Origin of the sequence: Streptomyces sp. NBC_01410 (assembly GCF_045040195.1) — a bacterium.
Taxonomy (GTDB): Bacteria; Actinomycetota; Actinomycetes; order Streptomycetales; family Streptomycetaceae; genus Streptomyces.
This window is the reverse complement of record NZ_CP109530.1, coordinates 5,197,253-5,215,592: the sequence shown is the minus strand read 5'-3', so window position 1 is coordinate 5,215,592 and position 18,340 is coordinate 5,197,253. Positions and strand designations below refer to the sequence as shown.

24 protein-coding genes are annotated in these 18,340 nt (G+C 67.9%); 3 read left to right on the top strand and 21 right to left on the bottom strand.

The annotated features are described in order from the left end of the window. The first annotated feature begins 140 nt into the window (after positions 1–140). Complete coding sequence (gene coaA / locus OG741_RS24140) at positions 141–1,136, top strand: type I pantothenate kinase (protein ID WP_328670957.1); 996 nt, start codon at positions 141–143, stop codon at positions 1,134–1,136. A gap of 2 nt (positions 1,137–1,138) precedes the next feature. Then, positions 1,139–2,089 (top strand): DUF389 domain-containing protein, encoded by a 951-nt coding sequence (locus OG741_RS24135; protein ID WP_405601126.1) that lies wholly within the window; start codon positions 1,139–1,141, stop codon positions 2,087–2,089. A 34-nt stretch (positions 2,090–2,123) separates the two neighbouring features. On the opposite strand, the gene glmM is transcribed toward OG741_RS24135, so the two are convergent. The 4 genes from glmM to OG741_RS24115 form a co-directional block, all read right to left on the bottom strand. After that, on the bottom strand, positions 2,124–3,482 hold the full coding sequence (gene glmM / locus OG741_RS24130; RefSeq protein WP_405601124.1) for a phosphoglucosamine mutase: 1,359 nt from the start codon (positions 3,480–3,482) through the stop codon (positions 2,124–2,126). A 141-nt stretch (positions 3,483–3,623) separates the two neighbouring features. Then, the gene (gene rpsI / locus OG741_RS24125) at positions 3,624–4,142 is read right to left on the bottom strand and encodes a 30S ribosomal protein S9 (protein ID WP_266479141.1); all 519 of its coding nucleotides are present in this window, start codon (positions 4,140–4,142) and stop codon (positions 3,624–3,626) included. A gap of 42 nt (positions 4,143–4,184) precedes the next feature. Further along, entirely contained in the window at positions 4,185–4,628 is a 444-nt protein-coding gene (gene rplM, locus OG741_RS24120; RefSeq protein WP_100108616.1) for a 50S ribosomal protein L13, read from the bottom strand. 640 nt (positions 4,629–5,268) lie between these two features. After that, entirely contained in the window at positions 5,269–6,891 is a 1,623-nt protein-coding gene (locus OG741_RS24115; RefSeq protein WP_405601122.1) for an ATP-binding cassette domain-containing protein, read from the bottom strand. A 55-nt stretch (positions 6,892–6,946) separates the two neighbouring features. Between OG741_RS24115 and OG741_RS24110 the strand changes: the two genes are divergently transcribed. Continuing rightward, the gene (locus OG741_RS24110; protein WP_405601119.1) at positions 6,947–7,930 is read left to right on the top strand and encodes a hypothetical protein; all 984 of its coding nucleotides are present in this window, start codon (positions 6,947–6,949) and stop codon (positions 7,928–7,930) included. Here the strand turns inward: OG741_RS24110 and truA are convergent. From truA to OG741_RS24025, 17 genes are all read right to left on the bottom strand, one after another. After that, positions 7,901–8,770 (bottom strand): tRNA pseudouridine(38-40) synthase TruA, encoded by an 870-nt coding sequence (gene truA / locus OG741_RS24105; RefSeq protein WP_405601117.1) that lies wholly within the window; start codon positions 8,768–8,770, stop codon positions 7,901–7,903. The two genes, OG741_RS24110 and truA, sit on opposite strands and share 30 nt — an antisense overlap. Before the next feature lie 77 nt (positions 8,771–8,847). Further along, positions 8,848–9,336, bottom strand: coding sequence for a 50S ribosomal protein L17 (gene rplQ, locus OG741_RS24100; protein ID WP_266479151.1), 489 nt, complete (start codon positions 9,334–9,336; stop codon positions 8,848–8,850). 96 nt (positions 9,337–9,432) lie between these two features. Continuing rightward, positions 9,433–10,455: a DNA-directed RNA polymerase subunit alpha gene (locus OG741_RS24095; protein WP_146481858.1), complete on the bottom strand. Its 1,023-nt coding sequence runs from the start codon at positions 10,453–10,455 to the stop codon at positions 9,433–9,435. 106 nt (positions 10,456–10,561) lie between these two features. Beyond that, positions 10,562–10,966: a 30S ribosomal protein S11 gene (rpsK, locus tag OG741_RS24090; protein ID WP_003956432.1), complete on the bottom strand. Its 405-nt coding sequence runs from the start codon at positions 10,964–10,966 to the stop codon at positions 10,562–10,564. A 65-nt stretch (positions 10,967–11,031) separates the two neighbouring features. Further along, a complete protein-coding gene (gene rpsM, locus OG741_RS24085; protein ID WP_142214193.1) occupies positions 11,032–11,412 on the bottom strand; it encodes a 30S ribosomal protein S13 in 381 nt (126 codons plus the stop codon). 191 nt (positions 11,413–11,603) lie between these two features. Then, entirely contained in the window at positions 11,604–11,717 is a 114-nt protein-coding gene (gene rpmJ, locus OG741_RS24080) for a 50S ribosomal protein L36 (protein ID WP_003956441.1), read from the bottom strand. Positions 11,718–11,778: 61 nt separating this feature from the next. Then, entirely contained in the window at positions 11,779–12,000 is a 222-nt protein-coding gene (gene infA, locus OG741_RS24075) for a translation initiation factor IF-1 (RefSeq protein ID WP_003956442.1), read from the bottom strand. Positions 12,001–12,141: 141 nt separating this feature from the next. Next, the gene (gene map / locus OG741_RS24070) at positions 12,142–12,978 is read right to left on the bottom strand and encodes a type I methionyl aminopeptidase (protein WP_405601113.1); all 837 of its coding nucleotides are present in this window, start codon (positions 12,976–12,978) and stop codon (positions 12,142–12,144) included. 98 nt (positions 12,979–13,076) lie between these two features. Beyond that, positions 13,077–13,736, bottom strand: coding sequence for an adenylate kinase (locus OG741_RS24065; protein ID WP_266479157.1), 660 nt, complete (start codon positions 13,734–13,736; stop codon positions 13,077–13,079). Next, positions 13,736–15,055 (bottom strand): preprotein translocase subunit SecY, encoded by a 1,320-nt coding sequence (gene secY / locus OG741_RS24060; RefSeq protein WP_266479159.1) that lies wholly within the window; start codon positions 15,053–15,055, stop codon positions 13,736–13,738. Before secY ends, OG741_RS24065 begins: the two co-directional genes overlap by 1 nt. A gap of 249 nt (positions 15,056–15,304) precedes the next feature. Continuing rightward, entirely contained in the window at positions 15,305–15,760 is a 456-nt protein-coding gene (gene rplO, locus OG741_RS24055; protein WP_142214197.1) for a 50S ribosomal protein L15, read from the bottom strand. Between the two features lies 1 nt (position 15,761). Further along, the gene (gene rpmD, locus OG741_RS24050) at positions 15,762–15,944 is read right to left on the bottom strand and encodes a 50S ribosomal protein L30 (RefSeq protein ID WP_005313525.1); all 183 of its coding nucleotides are present in this window, start codon (positions 15,942–15,944) and stop codon (positions 15,762–15,764) included. After that, positions 15,944–16,549: a 30S ribosomal protein S5 gene (rpsE, locus tag OG741_RS24045; RefSeq protein ID WP_266479162.1), complete on the bottom strand. Its 606-nt coding sequence runs from the start codon at positions 16,547–16,549 to the stop codon at positions 15,944–15,946. The genes rpmD and rpsE overlap by 1 nt, the downstream gene beginning before the upstream one ends. A 46-nt stretch (positions 16,550–16,595) precedes the next feature. Next, positions 16,596–16,979 carry a 50S ribosomal protein L18 gene (rplR, locus tag OG741_RS24040; RefSeq protein ID WP_266479163.1) on the bottom strand — a complete coding sequence of 128 codons (384 nt, stop codon included), beginning with the start codon at positions 16,977–16,979 and terminating at the stop codon, positions 16,596–16,598. A gap of 3 nt (positions 16,980–16,982) precedes the next feature. Next, complete coding sequence (gene rplF / locus OG741_RS24035; RefSeq protein ID WP_266479164.1) at positions 16,983–17,522, bottom strand: 50S ribosomal protein L6; 540 nt, start codon at positions 17,520–17,522, stop codon at positions 16,983–16,985. A 21-nt stretch (positions 17,523–17,543) separates the two neighbouring features. Continuing rightward, positions 17,544–17,942, bottom strand: a complete 399-nt coding sequence (gene rpsH, locus OG741_RS24030; RefSeq protein ID WP_307661675.1) for a 30S ribosomal protein S8 — start codon at positions 17,940–17,942, stop codon at positions 17,544–17,546. A gap of 210 nt (positions 17,943–18,152) precedes the next feature. After that, entirely contained in the window at positions 18,153–18,338 is a 186-nt protein-coding gene (locus OG741_RS24025) for a type Z 30S ribosomal protein S14 (protein WP_099500629.1), read from the bottom strand. Positions 18,339–18,340: the final 2 nt, after the last annotated feature.

Genomic DNA, 18,340 nt, shown 5'->3' with positions numbered 1-18,340 from the left:
TCGGGCTTCACGGACGTCGGCAGGCGTCCACCTTCTCCATAACTGTGACGTACGCCACTGACATTCCGGCCGGGCCGCCGGCCCTCTCGCGTGATGGATCCCACCCGCCACGCAGGCCCGGCACACCCGACAATGGCGGTGTGATCTCTTCGCCGCCACGAAGCGCCCACCGCCGGGCCGAGCCTGCGTCGACGCCGTATGTCGACCTCACCCGCGCGGAGTGGAGCGCCCTGCGCGACAAAACCCCGCTCCCCCTCACCGCCGAGGAGGTCGAGCGGCTGCGCGGTCTGGGCGATGTCATCGATCTGGACGAGGTACGGGACGTCTACCTGCCGCTGTCCCGGCTGCTGAATCTGTACGTACAGGCCACGGCCGGTCTGCGGGGTGCGCTCAACACCTTCCTGGGCGACGCCGGCAACGGCCACGGCGAGCAGCGCGGCACCCCCTTCGTCATAGGCGTCGCCGGGTCTGTCGCGGTCGGCAAGTCCACCGTCGCGCGTGTCCTCCAGGCGATGCTGGCCCGCTGGCCGGAGCACCCGCGGGTCGAGCTGGTCACCACCGACGGCTTTCTGCTGCCGATGAAGGAGCTGGAGTCCCGCGGCCTGATGTCGCGCAAGGGCTTCCCCGAGTCGTACGACCGCCGTGCGCTGACCCGTTTCGTCGCGGACATCAAGGCGGGCAAGGACGAGGTCACCGCCCCCGTCTACTCCCACCTGATCTACGACATCGTTCCGGACGAGCGCCTCACGGTCCGCCGCCCCGACATCCTGATCGTCGAGGGCCTCAACGTCCTCCAGCCGGCCCTGCCCGGCAAGGACGGCCGCACCCGCGTCGGTCTCGCCGACTACTTCGACTTCAGTGTGTACGTGGACGCGCGGCCCGAGGACATCGAGACCTGGTACCTCAACCGCTTCCGCAAGCTGCGCGAGACGGCCTTCCAGAACCCGTTCTCGTACTTCAGGAAGTACACCCAGGTCTCCGAGGAGGAGGCCCTGGACTACGCCCGCACGATGTGGCGCACCATCAACAAGCCCAATCTGCTGGAGAATGTGGCGCCGACGCGCGGCCGGGCCACGCTCGTGCTCCGCAAGGGACCCGACCACAAGGTGCAGCGCCTCTCCCTCCGTAAACTCTGAGGATGCTGCATCTGCGCCTGATCGTTCCTGCCGACCGTACGGACGACGTCGTACGGACCGTGGAGGGGACGGTTGGCACCACCCACCTGGCCGTCGTCCCGGGCGTCGCCCGCAATCCCCCGGGCGACCTGGTGCTGTGCGACGTGGCGCGTGAGGCGGGTGACGAACTCATCGGCAGCCTGCGCGCGCTGGGCATCGACAAGACCGGGTCGATCTCGGTCGAGAACATCGACCTGTCGCTCTCCAGCCGCGCCGACAAGGCGGAGGCCGAGGCGCCGGGCGAGGGCGCGGACGCGGTGCTCTGGGAGCACCTGACCGACGCCACCCACGAGGAGTCGACGCTCTCGGTCACCTACATCGCCTTCCTGACGCTGGCGACGATGATCGCGGCGTGCGGTGTGGTGCTCGACAACGCGATCCTGATCGTCGGTGCGATGGCGGTGGGCCCGGAGTTCGGCCCGCTGGCGGGCTTCTGCACGGCGCTGGTCCAGCGCGCCCCGCGCCTGGCGTGGCGCTCGTTCCTGGCGCTGATCGTGGGCTTCGCCGTTGCCATGCTGCTGACGGTGGCCTTCAGCTACTTCATGGACGCGGTGGGCCTCTTCGAGGAGGTGAAGCTGGGCGCCGAACGCCCCAACACCAACTTCATCTACCGCCCCGACGCGTTCTCGTTCGTGGTCGCGGTGCTCGCGGGCTCGGCGGGCATGCTCTCGCTGACCTCGGCGAAGTCGGGGGCACTGGTGGGCGTCGCGATCTCGGTCACGACGGTCCCGGCGGCGGCGAACGCGGCGGTGGCCTTCAGCTACCAGGAGTACAAGCAGGCGTGGGGCTCGGCCGAGCAGCTGCTGCTGAATCTGCTGGGCATCGTGCTGGCGGGCACGCTGACGCTGCTGGTGCAGAAGTTCCTGTGGGCCAGGCAGCGGGAGCGTACGGCGGCGAGGTCCGGAGGGGCCTGAATCAGACCCCTCCGGCTGTGTGGGTCCGGGAGGATCAGCCGAGCGCGGACTTGACCGCGTCCGCGAGCCGCCCCGCCACCGAGCGGGCCTGCTCGATGTCGGCGGCTTCGACCATGACCCGTACGAGCGGCTCGGTGCCCGAAGGACGCAGCAGTACGCGACCGGTGGCGCCCAGCTCGCGCTCCGCGTCGGCTACGGCGCCTGCCAGCTCGGCGGAGGTCTTCACCCGGGACTTGTCGACGTCCGGGACGTTGATGAGCACCTGCGGCAGCCGGTTCATGACGGCGGCCAGCTCGGCCAGCGAACGGCCGGTCGCGGCGACCCGGGCCGCCAGCATCAGGCCGGTGAGCGTGCCGTCGCCGGTCGTCGCGTGGTCGAGGACGATGACGTGCCCGGACTGCTCGCCGCCCAGGGCGTAGCCCTCGGCCTTCATCGACTCCAGTACGTAGCGGTCGCCGACCGCGGTCTGCACCAGCTGTACGCCCTCGCGCTCCATCGCCAGCTTGAAGCCGAGGTTGGACATGACGGTGGCGACGACGGTGTCCTTGCGCAGCGTCCCGGCCTCGCGCATCGCCAGGGCGAGCACGGCCAGAATCTGGTCCCCGTCGACTTCCTCACCCGAGCCGTCGACGGCCAGGCAGCGGTCCGCGTCGCCGTCGTGCGCGATCCCGAGGTCGGCGCCGTGCTCGATGACGGCGGCCTTCAGCAGGCCCAGGTGCGTGGACCCGCAGCCGTCGTTGATGTTGAGCCCGTCGGGGTCGGCGCCGATGGTGACGACCTCGGCCCCGGCCCGGGCGAAGGCCTCGGGCGAGACGCGGGCGGCCGCGCCGTGCGCCTCGTCGAGGACGACCTTGAGGCCGTCGAGGCGGTTCGGCAGCACGGCGATCAGATGGGCGACGTACTTGTCGAAGCCCTCGTCGTAGTCGGTGACCCGGCCGACGCCCGCGCCGGTGGGCCGCTCCCAGGGCTCGCCGGTGCGGTGCTGCTCGTAGACCGTCTCGATACGGTCCTCGAGCTCGTCGGCGAGCTTGTGGCCGCCGCGCGCGAAGAACTTGATGCCGTTGTCCGGCATGGCGTTGTGGCTCGCGGAGAGCATCACACCGAGGTCGGCACCGAGGGCGCCGGTGAGATACGCCACGGCGGGGGTGGGCAGCACACCGACGCGCAGGACGTCGACGCCCGCGCTCGCGAGGCCCGCCACGACGGCGGCCTCCAGGAACTCTCCCGACGCTCGCGGATCACGGCCGACCACGGCGGTCGGCCGATGCCCTGCAAAGGTCCCCGCTTCGGCGAGCACATGTGCCGCAGCGACTGAGAGGCCGAGCGCGAGCTCCGCCGTCAGATCCGCATTGGCGACACCGCGCACGCCGTCCGTGCCGAAGAGTCGTCCCACAGCTGTCCTCCGAAATGCTCCGAAAATGCAAGCCTCTGAGCGCCATAGCCCGTTATGCGCCCGAGGTAGTTGATAAACGAACGCCCCGGCAGCACGGAGTGCCGCCGGGGCGAACGTAAGCCGTACAGGCCAGCGAGCGATTTAGCGCTTGCTGTACTGCGGGGCCTTGCGGGCCTTCTTCAGACCGGCCTTCTTGCGCTCGACCGCACGGTCGTCGCGGGAGAGGAAGCCGGCCTTCTTGAGCGCCGGGCGGTTGTTGTCCATGTCCGCCTCGTTCAGCGCGCGGGCCACGCCGAGGCGCAGGGCGCCGGCCTGGCCGGAGACGCCGCCACCCGAGATGCGGGCGATGACGTCGTAGCGGTTGTCGAGCTCGAGCACCTTGAAGGGCTCGTTGACTTCCTGCTGGTGCACCTTGTTGGGGAAGTACTCCTCAAGGGTGCGACCGTTGATCTTCCACTTGCCGGTGCCCGGAACGATCCGGACGCGGGCGATGGCGTTCTTGCGACGGCCCAGGCCGGCAGCCGGCTGCGGGTCGCCGAAGCGGGACGCCATGGACTCGGAGGTGTACTCGCCCTCGACGGGGGCTTCCGACTCGAAGGTCGTCACCTCGGCGAAGGTCTCTTCGCCCTCGAGCGGGGTCTCTGCAGTGGTCTCGGCCACGATTCTCCTCAGATTTCTTTTCGTCTTAGGGGGTGGCCGGAACTACTGCGCGACCTGGGTGATCTCGAACGGGACCGGCTGCTGAGCAGCGTGCGGGTGGTTCTCGCCCGCGTAGACCTTCAGCTTCGAGAGCATCTGACGGCCCAGGGTGTTCTTGGGGAGCATGCCCTTGACGGCCTTCTCGATGGCCTTCTCGGGGCTCTTGGCGAGCAGCTCGTCGTAACGGATGGAACGCAGACCACCCGGGTAGCCGGAGTGGCGGTACGCCATCTTCTGGGTCCGCTTGTTGCCGGAGAGGTGCACCTTCTCGGCGTTGATGATGATGACGAAGTCACCAGCGTCAACGTGCGGCGCGTAGATCGGCTTGTGCTTGCCCCGCAGAAGGGTGGCGGCGGTGGTCGCCAGACGGCCCAGGACAATGTCCTGCGCGTCGATGATGTGCCACTGGCGCGTCACATCGCCGGGCTTGGGGCTGTACGTACGCACGGTCGTATGCCTTCGCTTCTTCAGTGATGGGGTCTCCCAAGCCCGCTAGGGCTGAGGGGACGGGTCCTGACAAGGCCACCCGGACGATCACGACAGCCTTGGCGGCGCTACGGGGACGCAACCCGAGTGCCTGCCGCTGGTCATCGGCCCGGTGGACCGGCGTAAGGGCCCCTCACGTGAGATAGAGCAAGCCAATACGCATAACGAACCAGAAGAATACCCGCGGTCCCCCACCTGGGTCAAAATACGCGCGCTGGGCTTGGCCGGTTCCCGCTCCCACCGACGCCAGGATGCCCCTGTACGCCCTGCGCAGCACCCGATCGCGGCTCGGGCCCCGGGGCGGCCCCTGGGGCCCTCAGCTGCCGCACCCAGGGCCTGTCCGGGTGCTCCCGCGGATCCCGGCCCCCAGGCCGGACCCGCCCAGCGTGGGCGCACCCCGCCCGCACCCGGCGGCGCGAAACGGCCGCCCGCAGCGGCCGACCCACTCACCCGCGTGCGGCGCAGCCCGTCCGCACCCGGCAGCCCCCGCACGAGTCGCGCGGCGCGAAGCTGCCGCACCGCCGGGTCCGGGGCGGAGCCACGGTTTCGGGAAGGGGCGGGGTGGGGGAAACGCCCGCCGCAGGCGCCCCCCGCCAACACCTCACCGCGCCCGCGCCACCCTCCCCTCGTCCCACACCGGCTCCCCCGCCTCCCGCACCACCCCGTCCGCCCCGAACACCAGATACCGGTCGAACGTCTTCGCGAACCACCTGTCGTGCGTCACCGCCAGCACCGTCCCCTCGTACGCCTCCAGCCCCTCCTGCAGCGCCTCCGCCGACTCCAGGTCCAGGTTGTCCGTCGGCTCGTCCAGCAGCAGCGCCGTCGTGCCCGCCAGCTCCAGGAGCAGGATCTGGAACCGCGCCTGCTGTCCGCCCGACAGCTTCTCGAAGCGCTGGTCCCCCTGCCGCTCCAGTTCGTAGCGCCGCAGGACCGACATCGCCCCGCCCCGGTCCTTCGCGTGCTCGGTCCACAGGATGTCGACCAGCGTCCGCCCGAGCAGTTCCGGGTGCGCGTGCGTCTGCGCGAAGTGCCCGGGCACCACCCGCGCCCCCAGCTTCCACTCGCCCTTGTGCGCCACGGACGCGTCGCCCGCCAGCAGTCGCAGGAAGTGCGACTTCCCGGACCCGTTGGAGCCGAGCACGGCGACCCGCTCCCCGTAGAAGATCTCCAGCGAGAACGGTTTCATCAGCCCGGTGAGCTCAAGGCCGGCGCAGGTCACCGCCCGTACCCCGGTGCGCCCGCCCCGCAGCCGCATCTTGATGTCCTGCTCGCGCGGCGGCTCGGCCGGCGGGCCCGCCTCCTCGAACTTCTTGAAGCGCGTCTGCATCGCCCGGTACCGCGACGCCATGTCGGGGCTGATCGCCGCCTGCTGCCGCAGCCGCAGCACGAGCGCGCGCAGCCGCGCGTGCTCCTCGTCCCAGCGCCGCTTCAGCTCCTCGAAGCGCGCGAACCGCTCCCGCCGCGCGTCGTGATACGTACCGAAGCCTCCGCCGTGCACCCACACGTCCGACCCCGCGGGCCCCGGCTCCACGCTCACGATCTTCTCGGCCGTCCGCGACAGCAGCTCCCGGTCGTGAGAGACGAAGAGGACCGTCTTACGGGTCTCCTTCAGCCGGTCCTCCAGCCACCGCTTCCCCGGCACGTCCAGATAGTTGTCCGGCTCGTCGAGGAGCAGCACCTCCTCGGGCCCCCGCAGCAGCGCCTCCAGCACCAGCCGTTTCTGCTCGCCGCCGCTGAGGGTGCGCACCAGCCGCCACTGCGCGCTCTCGTACGGAACACCCAGCGCGGCGGTCGTGCACATGTCCCAGACCGTCTCGGCCTCGTACCCCCGCGCCTCCGCCCAGTCGCTCAGCGCCTGCGCGTATGCCATCTGCGCGGCCTCGTCGTCGACCGTCATGATCAGGTGTTCCGCGGCATCCACTGCCGCGGCCGCTTCCCTGATCCGCGTCTGGGCCACCGACACCAGCAGGTCGCGTACGGTCCGCTCGTCCCGTACGGATCCGACGAACTGCCGCATCACGCCGAGCCCGCCGCTCGACGACACCGTCCCGCCGTGCGCCTGCAGCTCACCCGCCATCAGCCGCAGCAGGGTCGTCTTGCCCGCGCCGTTCGCCCCGACCAGGGCGACCACCGCGCCTTCGCCCACGCGGAACGAGGCGTCGCCGAGGAGGACCCGCCCGTCCGGTAGGTAGTACTCCAGATGCGCCGCCTCGAGATGTCCCATGCTCCGATTCTCACCGCCGACGTCCCCCGGGCCCAACAGGTTTAGGATGCGCGGCATGAGCTTTGGGCAGGGGGGACCCCAGTGGGGGTCCGGTGGACAGAACCAGGACCCGTACGGAGGGCAGGACCCGTACCGGGGGCAGAACTCGTACGGCGCACCTGACCCGTACGGCGCGGACCAGGCCACGCCGGACCCTTTCGGCCTGCGGGCCAGGGCGGCAGCGGCGGACAACACCCCGGACTGGGCAGCGCTCGCCGACGCCTCCGCGGCCCGCACCCGCCGCAGGCGCTGGCTGCTGATCGGCGGCGGCGCGCTCGCCACCGCCGCGGTCGCGGGCATCGTGGCGAGCGCGATCGTCGCTTCCAACAGCGATGACAGCAACCAGTCCTCGGACAAGAACGCGAGCCAACTGCCCGCGGCCCCCGAGCTGCCCAGCGACACCACCCAGCCCGAGCCGTCCTTCTCGTCGGTCGCGCCGCTGCCCCCGCCGGACCCCAAGGACTTCATCTCCGACCGGAAGAAGGACACGGCGCCACTCAGCGCGGAGTCCCTTTTCCCGGGCAGGAAGCTGACGATGGGTGAGCGCGTCTACGACAAGGGCGCCACGGCCCGTACCGGTGACTGCAAGTCCGTCACCAAGGGCGCCCTCGGCGCGGCCCTCGAAAACAACGGCTGCGAACAGGTCTTCCGCGTCACCTACAGCGCGGGCGGCATCGCGGTCACCGTCGGCGTGGCCACCTTCGAGAACGAGGCCAAGGCCAAGAAGGCCGTGCAGCAGGCGTCGGGCAACATCGTGCCGCTGTCCGGCGACGGCGTCCCCGCCTTCTGCCAGGGCGGCCCGGTCTGCCGCTCCACGTACAACTCCTACGGCCGGTACGCCTACATCACGTTCACCGGCTACACCAAGGCCAAGTCCGTCACCAAGGGAGACACCAAGGCCTTCCAGATCGGCGACGACCTGGGGGAGTTCACGTTCCGTCAGATCCGCAGGCGCGGCGAGGCCCAGGCCTCAGCAGCAGCCGCCCAACCCGCCGCCTGACCCGGGCAGCGAGCGCTTGTTGCGGGCCTCCCGGTTCCGGGCGGCCAGCAACTCGTCGGCGGGGTAGCCGACTTCCTCCAGCGTGAGCCCGTGCGGCCGCACCACATGGACGGCCGAGTCCCGCACGCCCGCGGCCAGCACCTCCCCCGGCCACTCCACCGGCCGGTGCCCGTCCCCCACGAACAGCAGCGCGCCGACCAGGGAGCGCACCATGTTGTGGCAGAAGGCATCGGCCTTCACGGTCGCCGTGATGACGCCTGCCGCATCCCGCTCCCACGAGAGCTGCTGCAGCGTACGGATGGTGGTGGCGCCCTCGCGCTTCTTGCAGTACGCCGCGAAGTCGTGTTCGCCGACCAGCTTTTCGGCCGCCGCGTTCATGGCGTCGACGTCCAACGGCCAGTCGTGCCACAGCACATGACCGCGCAACAGCGGATCGACACCACCGGGGTTGTCGGTCACGCGGTAGGCGTACCGCCGCCAGATCGCCGCGAAGCGCGCGTTGAATCCGGCCGGGGCCTCCTCGACGCGCCAGATCCGCACATCGCGCGCGAGCCTCCCGGCCAGCCGCTTCAGCAGCTTCTCCCGGTGCTCGGCCCACACCTCCACCGGCAGATCCACATGCGCGACCTGCCCACGGGCGTGCACACCGGCGTCCGTCCGCCCGGCGACGGTCAGTTCGTACGTCTGCGAGGACCGCGTCACCGTACGCAGCGCGTCCTCGATGTCCCCCTGGACGGTCCGCTGCCCACGGGCCTGCTTGGCCCAGCCGGAGAAGTCCCTGCCGTCGTACGACAGGTCCAGCCGCACCCGGACGTGACCGGGCTCCACCTCGTCACTCACGTATCAGATCCTCTCAAAGCGGAACGGGCCCGCTCCCCGGAGGGAACGGGCCCGCTCGCACAGCCGGGTCAGAGCGCTCAGGCGTCCTTGGCCTCGTCGGCCGGCTTGGCGTCCTCGACGACCTCGGCCTCGGCGGCCTTGGTCTCGGACTCCTTGACCGCACGCTTGGCGGCGGCCTCGGCCTCGGCGACGGTCGCCTTCTTGGCGATCTCACCCTCGACCAGCTCGATCACAGCCATCGGGGCGTTGTCGCCACGACGGTTGCCGATCTTGGTGATGCGGGTGTAGCCACCCGGGCGCTCGGCGTAGCGAGGAGCGATCTCGGTGAAGAGCGTGTGCACGATGCCCTTGTCCGTGATCGTCTGCAGCACCAGACGACGGTTGTGGATGTCGCCCTTCTTCGCCTTGGTGATCAGGCGCTCGGCGACCGGACGCAGGCGGCGGGCCTTGGCCTCGGTCGTGGTGATGCGGCCGTGCTCGAACAGCGACTTCGCGAGGTTCGCGAGAAGCAGACGCTCGTGCGCGGCGCTGCCGCCGAAACGGGCTCCCTTGGTGGGACGCGGCATGGTGTTTCTCCTTGTGATCTGCACCGGCCGTATCAGGTACCGGTGTCAGTTACCGGCGGGCGGCCGCCCGCCGGAAGTTTCCCTGAGTCGCGGGGCTCAGTACTGCTCGGTCTCCACGAAGCCCGCGTCCGCGTCGTCGTCGGCACCGAAGGCGTCGGCGGCGGCGGTCGGGTCGAATCCGGGCGGGCTGTCCTTCAGGGCCAGGCCCATGCCGGCCAGCTTCGCCTTGACCTCGTCGATCGACTTCGCACCGAAGTTGCGGATGTCGAGCAGGTCGGCCTCGGAGCGGGCGACGAGCTCACCCACGGAGTGGATGCCCTCGCGCTTGAGGCAGTTGTACGAACGAACGGTGAGCTCGAGCTCCTCGATCGGCAGCGCCAGGTCGGCAGCGAGCGCGGCGTCCGTCGGGGACGGACCCATGTCGATGCCCTCGGCGTCGATGTTGAGCTCGCGCGCCAGACCGAACAGCTCGACCAGGGTCTTACCGGCCGACGCCATGGCGTCACGCGGACGCATGGCCTGCTTGGTCTCGACATCGACGATCAGCTTGTCGAAGTCGGTGCGCTGCTCGACACGGGTCGCCTCGACCTTGTACGTGACCTTGAGCACCGGCGAGTAGATGGAGTCGACCGGGATACGGCCGATCTCCTGGCCCACCTGCTTGTTCTGCACGGCGGAGACGTAGCCGCGACCGCGCTCGACGGTCAGCTCCATCTCCAGCTTGCCCTTGCCGTTCAGCGTCGCCAGAACGAGGTCCGGGTTGTGGACCTCGACACCGGCCGGCGGGGCGATGTCAGCAGCGGTGACCAGGCCGGGACCCTGCTTGCGCAGGTACATCACGACCGGCTCGTCGTGCTCCGAGGAGACGACCAGCTGCTTGATGTTGAGGATGAGGTCGGTGACGTCCTCCTTGACGCCCGGCACGGTGGTGAACTCGTGCAGGACACCGTCGACCCGGATGCTGGTGACAGCAGCGCCGGGGATCGAGGAGAGGAGCGTACGGCGGAGCGAGTTACCGAGGGTGTAGCCGAAGCCCGGCTCCAGCGGCTCGATCACGAACCGTGAGCGGTACTCGTCGACGACCTCTTCGGTCAGCGAAGGACGCTGAGCGATAAGCATGAGAAATGCCTCCAGTCTTGGCACCCACTATTTGATGCCAACGGAACAAGGGTACGGGCGGTACGGCACCGAAGCGCCGTACCGCCCGAAGTCCGGCCCTACGGGGTCAGACGCGGCGACGCTTCGGGGGGCGGCAGCCGTTGTGCGGGGTGGGGGTGACGTCCTGGATCGAGCCGACCTCGAGGCCAGTGGCCTGGAGGGAGCGGATCGCGGTCTCACGGCCGGAGCCGGGACCCTTGACGAAGACGTCAACCTTGCGCATGCCGTGCTCCTGCGCGCGGCGGGCGGCCGACTCGGCGGCCATCTGCGCGGCGAAGGGGGTGGACTTGCGCGAGCCCTTGAAGCCGACGTGGCCGGCGGAGGCCCAGGAGATCACGTTGCCCGAGGGGTCCGTGATCGAGACGATCGTGTTGTTGAACGTGCTCTTGATGTGGGCGTGCCCGTGAGCGACGTTCTTCTTTTCCTTGCGGCGCACCTTCTTGGCAGCGCCCTGACGACCCTTGGGGGGCATCTATATCTCCTACAGGGAGGTGGTCGGTCCTACAGCGAAGACCGCTGATGAGCGTCCGCTGAGGACTACTTCTTGCCCGGCTTCTTCTTGCCGGCGATGGCGCGACGCGGGCCCTTGCGGGTACGAGCGTTCGTGCTGGTGCGCTGACCGTGGACCGGCAGGCCGCGGCGGTGCCGCAGACCCTGGTAGCAGCCGATCTCGACCTTGCGGCGGATGTCGGCCTGAACCTCACGACGGAGGTCACCCTCGGTGCGGAGGTTGGCGTCGACGTACTCGCGGATCTTGACGAGGTCCTCTTCGGCCAGGTCACGAACGCGGGTGTTCGGGTTCACGCCGGTGGTGGCGAGGATCTCCTTGGACCGGGTGCGCCCGATGCCGAAGACGTAGGTGAGGGCAACCTCCACACGCTTGTCGCGCGGGATGTCAACACCTGAAACGCGTGCCATTCAATGGCTCCAGTTGTTTTCGGGGGTCTTCCGCAGAGCCGCTCCCGACCGCCGACCCCTCGCGCAAGAGAGGTGGTACGGCCCGGGTCCCCGGCCCCCGCCGGAGGTGTCGTCAGCCGTGGCTTGGACGGGCTCTGCGTATGTACGTATTACGTGCGTCGCGCGAAGAACTGCGAGGTGCAGGTCGTGCTTCAGCCCTGGCGCTGCTTGTGGCGCAGGTTGTCGCAGATGACCATGACCCGACCGTGACGGCGGATCACCTTGCACTTGTCGCAGATCTTCTTGACGCTCGGCTTGACCTTCATGGGATGTGAGGTTCTCCGGGTCAGTGCCACCACCCACGCCGGAGCGGGGTGCGGGCAAGATCTACTTGTATCGGTAGACGATCCGCCCACGCGTCAGGTCGTACGGAGACAGCTCCACGACGACCCGGTCGTCCGGGAGAATACGGATGTAGTGCATCCGCATCTTGCCGGAGATGTGCGCGAGGACCTTGTGACCGTTCTGGAGTTCCACCTTGAACATGGCGTTCGGGAGGGACTCGATCACGGTGCCCTCAATTTCGATGGCACCTTGCTTCTTGGCCACGCTTCGCCTTTCGAATCGGCTACCTTGATCGACTCACGCTCACCGCATGCAGACACACGAGTACACGAGAGCCGACGCATCAGTCTACGTCAGGCCATCCGAAATGACGAATCCGGCAAGTCTGCCCACCCCCGGAGATCGTTAAGCCAGCGGGTCCGGCGCCGTCGTGATGCCCAGCTCCGCCAGCTTCGCCTTGCCGCCGTCGGGCGCCGTCAGCACCAGCGGGCCCTCTTCCGTCAGAGCCACCGAGTGCTCCCAGTGCGAGGACCACGTGCCGTCGGTGGTGATGACCGTCCAGTCGTCCTGGAGCACCTCGGTGTGCGGGGTGCCCAGCGAGACCATCGGCTCGATCGCCAGGCAGAAGCCGGGAACCAGCTTCGGGCCCTTGCCGCGCTTGCGCGAGACATAGTTCAGCAGGTGCGGGTCCATGTGCATCTCGGTGCCGATGCCGTGGCCGCCGTACTCCTCGATGATCCCGTACCGTCCGCCGCCCGGCTTCGGCTGGCGGCGGATGTAGGTCTCGATCGCACGGGAGACGTCGACCAGCCGGCTGCCGTTCTTCATCGCCGCGATACCGGCCCACATCGACTCCTCGGTGACCCGGGAGAGTTCGATCAGCTCCGGAGCGTGGCCATCGCCGACGAAGACCGTGTAGGCCGCGTCGCCGTGCCAGCCGTCGATGATCGCGCCGGCGTCGACCGAGATGATGTCGCCGTCCTTGAGGACGGTCTTCTCGTCCGGGATGCCGTGCACGACCACCTCGTTGACCGAGGTGCAGATGGTCGCGGGGAAGCCGCCGTACCCGAGGAAGTTCGACTTCGCACCATGGTCGGCGATCACCTTGCGGGCGACCTCGTCCAGATCCTTCGTGGTGGCGCCGGGCACGGCCGCTTCGCGTGTCGCCGCATGGATAGCGGCGACGACCAGCCCCGCCTCACGCATCTTGGCGATCTGCTCCGGGGTCTTGATCTGCACCATGGCCTTGCCTTCCACCTCTGACGTGTCTCTGCTCAACAGTACGGCCGCGGCGTCCGTCGGACACCGCGGCCGTACCAGGAGTTACTACGGGGTACTGCTCAGCTCTTCGCGGACTTCTTCAGCGCGTCCATCGCCCGCTGCGTCACGTCCGTGACCTTGCCGAGCGCGGAGATCGTGACCACCAGATTCTGCGCCCGGTAGTAGTCGATGATCGGCTCGGTCTGCGTGTGGTAGACCTCGAGGCGCCGGCGCACGGTCTCCTCGGAGTCGTCGTCGCGCTGGTAGAGGTCGCCGCCGCAGATGTCGCAGACACCCTCGTGCTTCGACGGGGAGTACGTGACATGGAAGACATGGCCGGAGTCGTTGCGGCAGATGCGGCGACCCGCGATCCGCTTCACGACCTCGTCCTCGGGGACCTCCAGGTCGAGCACCGCGTCCAGCGTCATGCCCTCGGACTTCAGCATCGCGTCGAGCGCCTCGGCCTGCGAGACATTGCGCGGGAAGCCGTCCAGCAGAAAGCCGTTCGCGGCGTCCGGCTGTTCCATCCGGTCCTTGGCCATGCCGATGGTGACCTCGTCGGGCACCAGATCTCCCGCGTCCATGTAGGCCTTGGCCTGGAGACCGAGCTCCGTGCCCTGGCTGATGTTGGCGCGGAAGAGGTCGCCCGTGGAGATGTGCGGGATCGACAGGTTCTTGGCAAGGTACGCAGCCTGCGTTCCCTTGCCGGCACCGGGCGGCCCGACGAGGACGATTCGCATCAGCGGAGGAACCCTTCGTAATTGCGCTGCTGGAGCTGGCTCTCGATCTGCTTCACGGTCTCCAGACCCACACCCACGATGATGAGGATGCTCGTCCCGCCGAACGGGAAGTTCTGGTTCGCGCCTCCGAAGCCTGCCAACGCCATCGTCGGGACAAGAGCAATCAGACCCAGGTACAGCGAGCCCGGCCAAGTGATCCTGTTGAGCACGTAGCTCAGGTACTCGGCAGTAGGTCGACCTGCCCGGATACCCGGGATGAAGCCACCATACTTCTTCATGTTGTCCGCGACTTCCTCGGGGTTGAACGAGATCGCCACATAGAAGAAGGCGAAGAACACGATCAACAGGAAGTACGTCGCGATGTAGTACGGGTGGTCGCCCTTGACGAAGTGCTGTTCAATCCATGTCTTCCAGCCCGCTTGCGAGTTGGAGAACTGCGCGACCAGCGCCGGAATGTAGAGCAGCGACGAGGCGAAGATGACGGGAATCACACCCGCCTGGTTCACCTTCAGCGGGATGTACGTGGACGTACCGCCGTACGAACGCCGCCCGATCATGCGCTTCGCGTACTGAACCGGGATACGGCGCTGGGCCTGCTCGACGAAGACGACGAGGGCGACCATCACAAAGCCGATCAGGATGACGGTCCCGAACTCGATCCAGCCCTTGGCGAGCTTTCCGCTCGCCTTGATGGCCCACAGGGCACCCGGGAAACCGGCGGCGATCGAGATGAACATCAGGATCGACATGCCGTTGCCGATGCCGCGGTCGGTGATGAGCTCACCGAGCCACATGACTGCGGCGGTACCCGCGGTCATGGTGACGACCATGACGATGGTGGTGAAGATCGAGCGGTCGGGAACGATCTGGTCGCCGACGGAGCAGTTGCCGAAGAGCGCTCCGGAGCGGGCGGTGGCGACCAGGCCGGTGCCCTGCAGCACGGCGAGGGCGACCGTCAGATAGCGCGTGTACTGCGTGATCTTCGCGGTACCGGACTGGCCCTCCTTCTTGAGGGCCTCCAGCCGCGGAATGACCACGGTCAGCAGCTGCAGGATGATGCTCGCCGTGATGTACGGCATGATGCCGAGCGCGAAGATCGTGATCTGCAGCAGCGCTCCGCCACTGAACATGTTGACCAGGCCGAACAGGCTGTTGTTGCCCTTCGAAGCCTGGTCCACACACGTCTGTACGTTCTGGTAATCGACGCCAGGGACCGGGATGTGTGATCCCAGCCGGTACAGCACGATGATGGCGAGCGTGAAGAGCAGCTTCTTGCGCAGGTCGGGCGTCTTGAACGCCCGGGCGAACGCGGTGAGCACGGTGCCTCCTGCGACCCCCGCGCTACTGCGTCAGAGGTGACGGTATTGAGGATCGACGAATACGTATCAGGCATTCCGCTTGGTCCAGGTGCACAGACCACGCGGTTTGGGGGCACAGCCCCCTTTGTTTACAGCAACAGTGCACGCCACCTTACCGGCGGAAGTGCCCCCCTAGGAACGACCAACCGGGGATGCCCCATTTGAGAGGCATCCCCGGTCGATTTTCAGCTTTCAGCCACTGAACTCGTCTCAGACGAGCTCGGTGACGGTGCCGCCGGCAGCGGCAATCTTCTCCTTGGCGGAACCGGAGACGGCGTCAACCGTCACCTGCAGCGCCACGGAGATCTCGCCCTGGCCCAGGACCTTGACGAGGCTGTTCTTGCGCACCGCACCCTTGGCGACCAGGTCGGCAACGGTGACCTCGCCACCCTCCGGGTAGAGGGCGCCGAGCTTGTCCAGGTTCACGACCTGGTACTCGGTGCGGAACGGGTTCTTGAAGCCCTTGAGCTTCGGGAGACGCATGTGGAGGGGCATCTGCCCACCCTCGAAGCGCTCCGGAACCTGGTAACGGGCCTTGGTGCCCTTGGTGCCACGACCTGCGGTCTTACCCTTGGACGCCTCACCACGACCCACACGGGTCTTGGCGGTCTTGGCGCCCGGGGCGGGCCGGAGGTTGTGGACCTTCAGCGGGTTGTTCTCCGCCATGTCAGTCGACCTCCTCAACCGTGACGAGGTGGCGGACGGTGTGCACCATGCCGCGGAACTCGGGACGGTCCTCCTTGACAACCACGTCGTTCAGGCGCTTGAGCCCGAGCGAACGCAGGGTGTCGCGGTGGTTCTGCTTGCTGCCGATGTACGACTTCGTCTGCGTGATCTTGAGGCGGGCCATTACGCAGCACCCGCTCCCGCACGCGCACGAAGCAGAGCCGCGGGGGCGACGTCCTCGAGGGGCAGACCACGGCGAGCCGCGATCTCCTCGGGACGCTGCAGGCCCTTGAGGGCCGCCACGGTCGCGTGCACGATGTTGATCGCGTTGGACGAGCCGAGCGACTTCGACAGGATGTCGTGAACGCCGGCGCACTCGAGCACGGCGCGCACCGGGCCACCGGCGATAACACCGGTACCGGGGGAAGCAGGCTTGAGCAGGACGACGCCCGCGGCCTTCTCGCCCGTGATCGGGTGCGGGATGGTGCCCTGGATACGCGGAACCTTGAAGAAGTTCTTCTTGGCCTCTTCAACGCCCTTGGCGATGGCCGCGGGAACTTCCTTGGCCTTGCCGTATCCGACACCTACGGTGCCGTCACCGTCGCCCACCACGACCAGCGCGGTGAAGCTGAAGCGGCGACCACCCTTGACAACCTTGGCAACGCGGTTGATCGCGACAACGCGCTCAACATAAGCGGTCTTCTCGGCGGCAGGGCCACCGTCGCGACCCTTCCGGTCCCGCCGCTCGCCGCCACCGGCACCGCTTCCGCGGCGCTGGGGTCCAGCCATTGGATTTACCTCTCTCTGTTACGTCCGTTAGTCCCGGAACCGGGGCTCAGAACTTCAGCCCGGCTTCGCGGGCGGCGTCAGCCAGAGCGGCAATGCGCCCGGCGTACCTGTTGCCACCACGGTCGAACACGACGGTCTCGACGCCGGCAGCCTTCGCACGCTCGGCCACGAGCGCGCCGACCTGCTTGGCCTGGGCGCTCTTGTCGCCCTCGCCACCACGAATCGAGGTGTCCAGGGTCGACGCCGACGCGAGCGTGTGGCCCGCGATGTCGTCGATGACCTGCGCAACGATGTTGCGGTTGGAGCGCGTCACGACCAGGCGCGGACGCTCCGGCGTGCCGGAGACGTGCTTGCGGACGCGGATGTGGCGGCGCTTGATGGCGGCGCGCTTGTACGCGTCGCCCTTGGCAATCTTCACACCGTATGCCATGGCTTACTTACCCGCCTTTCCGACCTTGCGGCGGATGACCTCGCCGGCGTACTTGACACCCTTGGCCTTGTACGGGTCGGGCTTCCGCAGCTTGCGGATGTTCGCGGCGACCTCGCCGACCTTCTGCTTGTCGATGCCCTCGACCGAGAACTTGGTCGGCGACTCAACCTTGAAGGAGATGCCCTCGGGCGCCTCCACCAGGATCGAGTGGCTGTAGCCGAGCTGGAACTCCAGGTTGGAGCCCTTCGCGGCGACGCGGTAACCGACACCGCTGATCTCGAGCGCCTTGACGTACCCCTGGGTCACGCCGGTGATCATGTTCGCCACCAGCGTGCGGGACAGGCCGTGCAGGGCCTTGTTCTGACGCTCGTCGTTGGGACGGGTGACGTTGAGAACGCCGTCCTCGCCCTTAACAATCTCGATCGGCGCGGCGACGGTGTGCGAGAGGGAACCCTTGGGGCCCTTCACCGCGACCGTGCGGCCATCGATGGTGACGTCCACACCGGCGGGAACCTGGATGGGGAGCTTGCCGATTCGCGACATTAGCTATTCCTCCGTTCCCGACTACCAGACGTAGGCGAGGACTTCCCCACCCACGCCCTTCTTCTGCGCCTGCTGGCCGGTCAGGAGACCGTGGGACGTGGAGATGATCGCCACGCCCAGGCCGCCGAGAACCTTCGGCAGGCTGGTGGACTTCGCGTACACGCGCAGACCCGGCTTGGAGATGCGCTTGATGCCGGCGATCGAACGCTCGCGGTTCGGGCCGAACTTCAGCTCCAGGACGAGGTTCTTGCCGACCTCGGCGTCCTCGACCTTCCAGCCGGTGATGAAGCCCTCCTGCTGGAGGATCTCCGCGATGTGCGACTTGATCTTGCTGTGCGGCATCACGACGGAGTCGTGGTATGCCGAGTTCGCGTTACGCAGACGCGTGAGCATGTCTGCGATGGGATCAGTCATGGTCATGAATTGGCCTTCGGCCTCTCTCGCCGGGGTTTCCTGTATGCGCCATCCCTCTCCCCACTCAGTGGCGGGACGGGTGCGGTGCGGGGACCTACGGCGTAGTAAGTCGGTCAGGGCGGCGGGCGCCCAACCCCACAAGCCTACGGCATGTGAAGGAGGGCTCCCACCGACCAGATACTTACCGAGAGCCTCCGGTAATTCCCAAGTAGGGAATTACCAGGAGCTCTTGGTCACGCCCGGCAGCTCGCCACGGTGAGCCATCTCACGAAGGCACACGCGGCACAGGCCGAACTTGCGGTAGACGGAGTGCGGACGGCCACAGCGCTGGCAGCGGGTGTAGGCGCGCACACCGAACTTGGGCTTACGAGCAGCCTTGGCAACAAGAGCCTTCTTCGCCATCT

Excerpts from the sequence above, each read along its gene's own strand:
- rplR (WP_266479163.1), bottom strand. The coding sequence starts at position 16,979 with ATGGCATACGGTGTGAAGATTGCCAAGGGCGACGCGTACAAGCGCGCC.
- map (WP_405601113.1), bottom strand. The coding sequence starts at position 12,978 with ATGGTGCAGATCAAGACCCCGGAGCAGATCGCCAAGATGCGTGAGGCG.
- OG741_RS24115 (WP_405601122.1), bottom strand. The coding sequence starts at position 6,891 with ATGGGACATCTCGAGGCGGCGCATCTGGAGTACTACCTACCGGACGGG.
- rpsE (WP_266479162.1), bottom strand. The coding sequence starts at position 16,549 with ATGGCTGGACCCCAGCGCCGCGGAAGCGGTGCCGGTGGCGGCGAGCGG.
- rplO (WP_142214197.1), bottom strand. The coding sequence starts at position 15,760 with ATGGCGGAGAACAACCCGCTGAAGGTCCACAACCTCCGGCCCGCCCCG.
- OG741_RS24025 (WP_099500629.1), bottom strand. The coding sequence starts at position 18,338 with ATGGCGAAGAAGGCTCTTGTTGCCAAGGCTGCTCGTAAGCCCAAGTTC.
- OG741_RS24135 (WP_405601126.1), top strand. The coding sequence starts at position 1,139 with ATGCTGCATCTGCGCCTGATCGTTCCTGCCGACCGTACGGACGACGTC.
- rplQ (WP_266479151.1), bottom strand. The coding sequence starts at position 9,336 with ATGCCGCGTCCCACCAAGGGAGCCCGTTTCGGCGGCAGCGCCGCGCAC.
- rpsM (WP_142214193.1), bottom strand. The coding sequence starts at position 11,412 with ATGGCACGCGTTTCAGGTGTTGACATCCCGCGCGACAAGCGTGTGGAG.
- OG741_RS24065 (WP_266479157.1), bottom strand. The coding sequence starts at position 13,736 with ATGCGAATCGTCCTCGTCGGGCCGCCCGGTGCCGGCAAGGGAACGCAG.
- rpsK (WP_003956432.1), bottom strand. The coding sequence starts at position 10,966 with ATGCCCCCCAAGGGTCGTCAGGGCGCTGCCAAGAAGGTGCGCCGCAAG.
- rpsH (WP_307661675.1), bottom strand. The coding sequence starts at position 17,942 with ATGACCATGACTGATCCCATCGCAGACATGCTCACGCGTCTGCGTAAC.
- OG741_RS24095 (WP_146481858.1), bottom strand. The coding sequence starts at position 10,455 with ATGCTTATCGCTCAGCGTCCTTCGCTGACCGAAGAGGTCGTCGACGAG.
- rpmD (WP_005313525.1), bottom strand. The coding sequence starts at position 15,944 with ATGGCCCGCCTCAAGATCACGCAGACGAAGTCGTACATCGGCAGCAAG.
- rplF (WP_266479164.1), bottom strand. The coding sequence starts at position 17,522 with ATGTCGCGAATCGGCAAGCTCCCCATCCAGGTTCCCGCCGGTGTGGAC.
- OG741_RS24110 (WP_405601119.1), top strand. The coding sequence starts at position 6,947 with ATGAGCTTTGGGCAGGGGGGACCCCAGTGGGGGTCCGGTGGACAGAAC.
- rpmJ (WP_003956441.1), bottom strand. The coding sequence starts at position 11,717 with ATGAAGGTCAAGCCGAGCGTCAAGAAGATCTGCGACAAGTGCAAGGTG.